The 5213-nt window shown below is 69.4% G+C and carries 8 protein-coding genes and 2 pseudogenes; 7 read left to right on the top strand and 3 right to left on the bottom strand.

Features of this window, described 5'->3' with window-relative positions; genetic code table 11:
• The coding region (locus ACFYXM_RS36825) for a transposase (protein WP_389296186.1) at positions 1 to 333 on the top strand (333 nt) is incomplete at its 5' end.
• 397 nt (positions 334 to 730) lie between these two features.
• On the opposite strand, the gene ACFYXM_RS36830 is transcribed toward ACFYXM_RS36825, so the two are convergent.
• Entirely contained in the window at positions 731 to 1060 is a 330-nt protein-coding gene (locus ACFYXM_RS36830; RefSeq protein WP_389296187.1) for an alpha/beta fold hydrolase, read from the bottom strand.
• Positions 1057 to 1716: an alpha/beta hydrolase gene (locus tag ACFYXM_RS36835; protein WP_389296189.1), complete on the bottom strand. Its 660-nt coding sequence runs from the start codon at positions 1714 to 1716 to the stop codon at positions 1057 to 1059. Before ACFYXM_RS36835 ends, ACFYXM_RS36830 begins: the two co-directional genes overlap by 4 nt.
• Before the next feature lie 335 nt (positions 1717 to 2051).
• Here ACFYXM_RS36835 and ACFYXM_RS36840 point away from each other — a divergent pair.
• Positions 2052 to 2219 (top strand): annotated as a pseudogene (locus ACFYXM_RS36840) (integrase core domain-containing protein); the annotation flags it as partial.
• 146 nt (positions 2220 to 2365) lie between these two features.
• Positions 2366 to 2788 carry a YjbQ family protein gene (locus tag ACFYXM_RS36845; RefSeq protein WP_389296191.1) on the top strand — a complete coding sequence of 141 codons (423 nt, stop codon included), beginning with the start codon at positions 2366 to 2368 and terminating at the stop codon, positions 2786 to 2788.
• A 24-nt stretch (positions 2789 to 2812) separates the two neighbouring features.
• Here the strand turns inward: ACFYXM_RS36845 and ACFYXM_RS36850 are convergent.
• Positions 2813 to 3115, bottom strand: a pseudogene (locus tag ACFYXM_RS36850) (DUF5994 family protein); the annotation flags it as partial.
• Positions 3116 to 3340: 225 nt separating this feature from the next.
• On the opposite strand from ACFYXM_RS36850, the gene ACFYXM_RS36855 reads away from it, so the two are divergent.
• The 4 genes from ACFYXM_RS36855 (at position 3341) to ACFYXM_RS36870 (ending at position 4928) form a co-directional block, all read left to right on the top strand.
• Positions 3341 to 3901: a DUF5994 family protein gene (locus ACFYXM_RS36855; RefSeq protein WP_389296193.1), complete on the top strand. Its 561-nt coding sequence runs from the start codon at positions 3341 to 3343 to the stop codon at positions 3899 to 3901.
• Between the two features lie 5 nt (positions 3902 to 3906).
• Complete coding sequence (locus ACFYXM_RS36860) at positions 3907 to 4167, top strand: hypothetical protein (protein ID WP_389296195.1); 261 nt, start codon at positions 3907 to 3909, stop codon at positions 4165 to 4167.
• On the top strand, positions 4164 to 4460 hold the full coding sequence (locus tag ACFYXM_RS36865; protein WP_389296197.1) for a hypothetical protein: 297 nt from the start codon (positions 4164 to 4166) through the stop codon (positions 4458 to 4460). Before ACFYXM_RS36860 ends, ACFYXM_RS36865 begins: the two co-directional genes overlap by 4 nt.
• Before the next feature lie 219 nt (positions 4461 to 4679).
• The gene (locus ACFYXM_RS36870) at positions 4680 to 4928 is read left to right on the top strand and encodes a hypothetical protein (RefSeq protein ID WP_389296198.1); all 249 of its coding nucleotides are present in this window, start codon (positions 4680 to 4682) and stop codon (positions 4926 to 4928) included.
• Positions 4929 to 5213: the final 285 nt, after the last annotated feature.

Genomic DNA, 5213 nt, shown 5'->3' on the forward strand with positions numbered 1-5213 from the left:
GCCGGACGCGAGATCCGGCAGGCCATCGACGGTCCGGAACTGCCCACGTGCTGGCTGCTGGCCGAGTGGCCCGCCACCGCGCCCGAGCCGGTCCAGTTCTGGCTGTCCGATCTGCCCGCCGACACCCCGCTGACCACGCTGGTCCGCCTGGCCAAGCTCCGCTGGCGCGTCGAACACGACTACCGGGAGATGAAGCAGGCCCTGGGCCTGGCCCACTTCGAGGGCCGAACCTTCAACGGCTGGCACCACCACGTCACCCTCGTCTCCGCCGCGCACGCCTTCTGCACCCTGCAACGCCTGGCCAGAGCCCCAAAAGGAACGGCGCCGGCCTGAGCCTCTACCAAGTCGTCCGCGAGTTACAGATCCTGCTCGCGGCCTGGACCGGCGCCTGCCCCACCTGCCACCGCGACATCCCCACCATCGCACCGACCTGACCAAGCACTATTAGACGGGGTGGAAGGTAGCGCTAGCGTAGGTCCCGGGCCGAACTCGCAGTTCCTAATTCCGCTGCACACCCCGACAGATTCAGTGCTCATCCGCCAGATGTAGTGCTCAGTCACATTTCCGCTGAGCCGGGGCACGATAGTTGTCACATAGGCACGCTTGTTGTCACCGGCGTAGTGGAGTACGTGCGGTGCGACTGTTCGGCATCATCGAGCAGACCGCCATAAGCGCCCTCGGCGCGGCCACCCGAAACGCACCCCCAAGCTGCCCAGGCAGCCCGCCTGGTTCAGTCCTGGATGGTGGCGAGCCAGTCGGTCAGCAGGCTGTTGACCTCGTCGGGGCGTTCCTGCTGGATCCAGTGGCCGCAGCCGTCCAGGAGGTGGGAGGCGGACAGGGCGGGGAGGGCGGTGGGGCAGGCGTCGATGGCGTCGGCCATCCAGGTGGTGGATGCGTCCAGTGCGCCGCCGACGAACAAGGCGGGCTGTTTGATCGGGGCTCCGCGGTGGGGGGCTAGGTCTTCCCAGTCGCGGTCCATGTTGCGGTAGCGGTTGAGGGCGCCGGTCAGACCGGTGCGCTCGAACTCTCCGGCGTAGACGTCGAGGTCCTCCTCGCTCAACCAGGCAGGGAGCGGGCCGGCGGGGAAGCGGTCACGCAGCTGGCCGCCGTGGGCGACGAAGTGCGGGTCGGGCTCGCCCTCGGCTGGCATGGTGTCGGCGGACAGGGCCGCGTAGAAGCCCGCGAGCCAGCCCCGCACGTCAGGCTCGATCTCCGCCTCGGCGTGGCCGGGCTCCTGGAAGTAGGAGACGTAGAACTCCTGCTCGGGGCCGCCGATCTGGCCGAAGATGTCGGTGGGGCGGGGCCGCCGGGCGGCGCGTACGGGACGCTCAGCAAGCCGACCGCGCGGAAGACCCCGGGGTGCAGCAGGGCGGAGGCGGCGGCGATGTTGGAGCCCCAGTCGTGGCCGACGACCACCGCGCTCTCCTCGCCGAGGGCGCGCACGACGGCGACGTTGTCCTCCACCAGGTCCAGCATCCGGTAGGCGTCGGTCGCCTCCGGCTTGGAGGAGCGGCCGTAGCCGCGCACGTCGATCGCCACCGCCCGGTACCCGGCCGCAGCGAGGGCCGGGAGTTGGCGGCGCCAGGAGTACCAGGACTCGGGGAAGCCGTGCACGAGCAGGACCAGCGGGCCGGTGCCCTGCTCGACCAGGTGCAGGCGCCCGGCGGGGGCCTCGACAATGCGGTGGCGGAGTGCGGCGGACGGCTCGGATTGCATGGCGGACTTCTCCTCGGTTCGCGGGCGGCCGGCGGGTACCCATCGATCATGCGGCGCGGCGGCCCCTCGGCGCGATCAGCGTTGCCATTCTGGCAAGATCGCAGGACAGAGCGCTGGAGCGGCACGGCAAGAAGGAGCGAGAAGGCGCTGTCACGTTGTTGGGTGCGTGGGTCTCTGACGGCGCGTCGGGGCGTGGCGGGCGTGGACCACGCACCCAACAACGGGGCAGCGCGCGCACCCGCCCTCTCACGGTTGGTGGGGCGGGGGCATCACCACGGGCCCGGGGGGGGGGCCCACAAACCCCCCCCCCACCAAAACCCCCCCCCCCCCCCTCCCGCACCCTGCTCGACGAATGGGCCTACGCACGCCCCTACAGCTCAGAAGCCGAACGACGCGACGCCTTCCCGCAATGGCTACACACCTACAATCACCACCGCGGACACACCGCACTCACAGGTAAACCACCCGCCAGCCGCGTTCCCAACCTCACAGGGCAATACACCCAGTCCTTCCTGTACGTCGCGAACAGGGCTGAACCGGACGGCCCTTGGCGTGGGCCGGGCGGCGGGACAGCTCCGGTGACCGGAGTCCGGCAGAACAACCCGTCCAGCCGTCAGCGCTGCTCCTGTACAGCGGGTACTGGTGAACCATGACTGGCACCTTCACCACCCGCACCGTCGACGTGACAACCGGCTCCGCCGAAACCATGCACGACCTGACGAACGCGTGCTCCGCGTTCCTCCGGGAGGTCGCTCACGGGAGAGACGGACTGCTGAACGTCTTCACCCCGCACGCGACATCCGGCCTGGCCGTCATCGAGACCGGGGCTGGCAGTGACAACGACCTGCTGGCGGCCCTCCATGAGGTTCTTCGCGCGGACGACCGCTGGCAGGACCGCCACGGCGGTGCGGTCCCCGGCCGCGATCACATGCTCCCGGCCCTGGTACCGCCCCACGCCACGCTGCCCGTGGTCGGCGGTGAGCTGGAGCTGGGGACCGCGCAGTCCGTCGTTCTGGTGACCACCGGCCGGGACACCCCCGACCGAAAGGTCCGGCTGTCCTTCCTCGGCTGACCGTACGCCGCGCTGCCCAGGCGTTCAGGTCTGCGGAGTGCTGCCGGTGTCGACGAGGATCTGTTCGGGCTGGGTGACATTGTCGGCCCGTACGGCTCTGGCCATTGCGGCCCGTGCAGCGTCGGGTGCCGCGTCGGGCGGGACCACCAGCAGGGCGAAGTGATCGTTGTCGCCCCGGGTAATGAGGACCGTGTCGTCACCGACAGGGAAGGAGTCGATGCGCACGACCCGGTCGTCGACGGTCTGCCACACCGGGAGCTCCTCCCAGGCACTCCCGTCCAGGCCCACGCGCATGATGGGCCCGAGGTGCTCGGTCAGGGCGGTGATCCAGTAATCCCGTACTCCGCAGGCCGGCGGCGGGTCGCCCACAGGGTCGTCGCACGCCCGCGTTCCCGCAAGGTTGCCTGGTCGCGCGAGGCCTGCGGACCCGCCTGCCGGAGTAGGGTGAAGAAACCGGGAACACTTCGCACACCGGCGCCCATGCGGGTGTCGTTTGCTGGCGAGTCACAATGCCGGGCCGCCGACGACGAGCCCGGGGGCAGGGTTCGCATCATGGCAGTGACCATCGACCGTACGACCGCCGACGAGCATGCCCCTTCGCCGCCCGCTCGCCTGTCCCTGACGCCAGGAACGGCGCCGGGGCTTCTGGACGGTGCCTGGTGGCCTCGCTCGCGTGACCTCTCCCGCGAGCTCCCCGCACTGGCGGCGAGGCTGGACCACTCCTGGGGTCGAGTTACCCACGTCACGGTGAATCCGGCCTTCTGGCCCGTGATCCCGCGCAAGGTTCCCGTCACCGGGCACACGGTGCACGTGGGGTGGTTCACGAATGAGCAGGACCCGCACAAGCTACTCGTGTTCTCCTACACCGCGGAGCGCCTGGACCTGCTGATCATCCCGCCGGAGACCGACCCGGCCGCGGCCGCCAGGCTGATGTCCGCCGCGACCACCCCCGGAGGCCTCCTCACCGCGAGCAGGCTGATGGAGGACGAGCGAGCGGCCGACGACGCGACGGAGTCACGGGACCGCGAAGAGGAATGGGAGACCGAGGGTGGGACCGCGCCACCACCGGCCGGGAACCCGACCGGGCCTCCGCCCTCCGCCCGAGGGATGTGAGGGCAGTGGAGATCGCCGTCACCCTGGCCTTGATCCTGGGCCTGATCACTGTGGGAGCCCTCCTGATCCGCCGACTCAACGCCCAGCACGACGAAAGGATCGCAAGCTTCCACTACAGCGGCGTCCTGCCGTGGCGCGACAGCAGCAGCCCGAAGCGCCCCCGGTCGACCATCGACCCCGCCGGCCCCCTCCTCGCCCGTAACCGCCGCGAGCAACCGCACGGGGACCGCGGACGCCGCCGGATCTTCTCCGGACGGAGGCGGTGAACATAACGTCCGCACACGCCACGCCCACCCCCGCACCAGCGGATCCGGTACCCCCGGCGGGGTACGCCGACATTCGCGTCGTCGCCGCGTCCCCCGAGACCGCCCGCCGCGTCGCGGAAGTCCTCCGGCACTGCTTCGATTCCACCGAACAACGCAGCTACCCGGCTGGCCGCGAAGGCAGTACCCGGCTCCACCTCACCGTGGACACCACGCATCCCGCCGAACCCGCGCGATCCTGGCTGGCGACCAGCCGGGCTTCGGCCGCCGACCACCCACAGCACGGCGATGTCTGAACAGCCCGTGCAGTGCATGCCCTGCACATGCCCCTCAGGTCAGCGACCTGAGGGGCATCGGTAAATAGCCACCTCGACTTGATCGGCTTCACCCCGCGTGAAGGAGGCTCCGCCCCCTGCCAGGCTGCCGTGAACAGGAGCGGGGCCTCAGCCAGCGGACGCCTCGACCTCCCCTCGTCCCGGAGGGCGAAGCTCACGAAAGGACCGTACCGTTGGCCCATGAGCGTCTTCATCAAGCTGGTGGAGAATCGGCCGCCAAAGGAATACGCGAACGAGCGTAGGGCGGATATCTCCTACGACGACACCGTCGAGGAGAATTCCGAGATCACTTACCAATACGACGTACTTTCCAGCGGGGCCCTGAGAATCCTCCGGGTCACGAGAGGAGAGGAAGCCGTCATCCATGCGGTCTACGCCCCGGGCCTGTGGTTCCGCGTCGAGGGCCTCTGCCGCGGCACTACGGAATAGCGGCCCGAACAGGGCCCGAACAGAAAACGTCACACCTCGACTGCTGGAACGAGGCCGGATCGCGCGGGGGTGTCTGCCTTCGCTGGCAGCACTGCCCAGACGCGTTTGCCCCAGAAGCGTGTCGCCAGGCCTAGCCTGCGCGTTTCATCTGGGATGGCGTCCGGATCGTGATCAGAAACGCGAAAGTGCCTCTGAGCTGCAACGATGAGGCTTGTCTAGAGTCCCAGTCGTTCCAGCGGGAAGGCACTTTCTGCGTGCACACTACCCGGTCACGCCCCAAGCTCG

The organism is Streptomyces sp. NPDC002476 (assembly GCF_042889785.1).
Classification (GTDB): domain Bacteria; phylum Actinomycetota; class Actinomycetes; order Streptomycetales; family Streptomycetaceae; genus Streptomyces.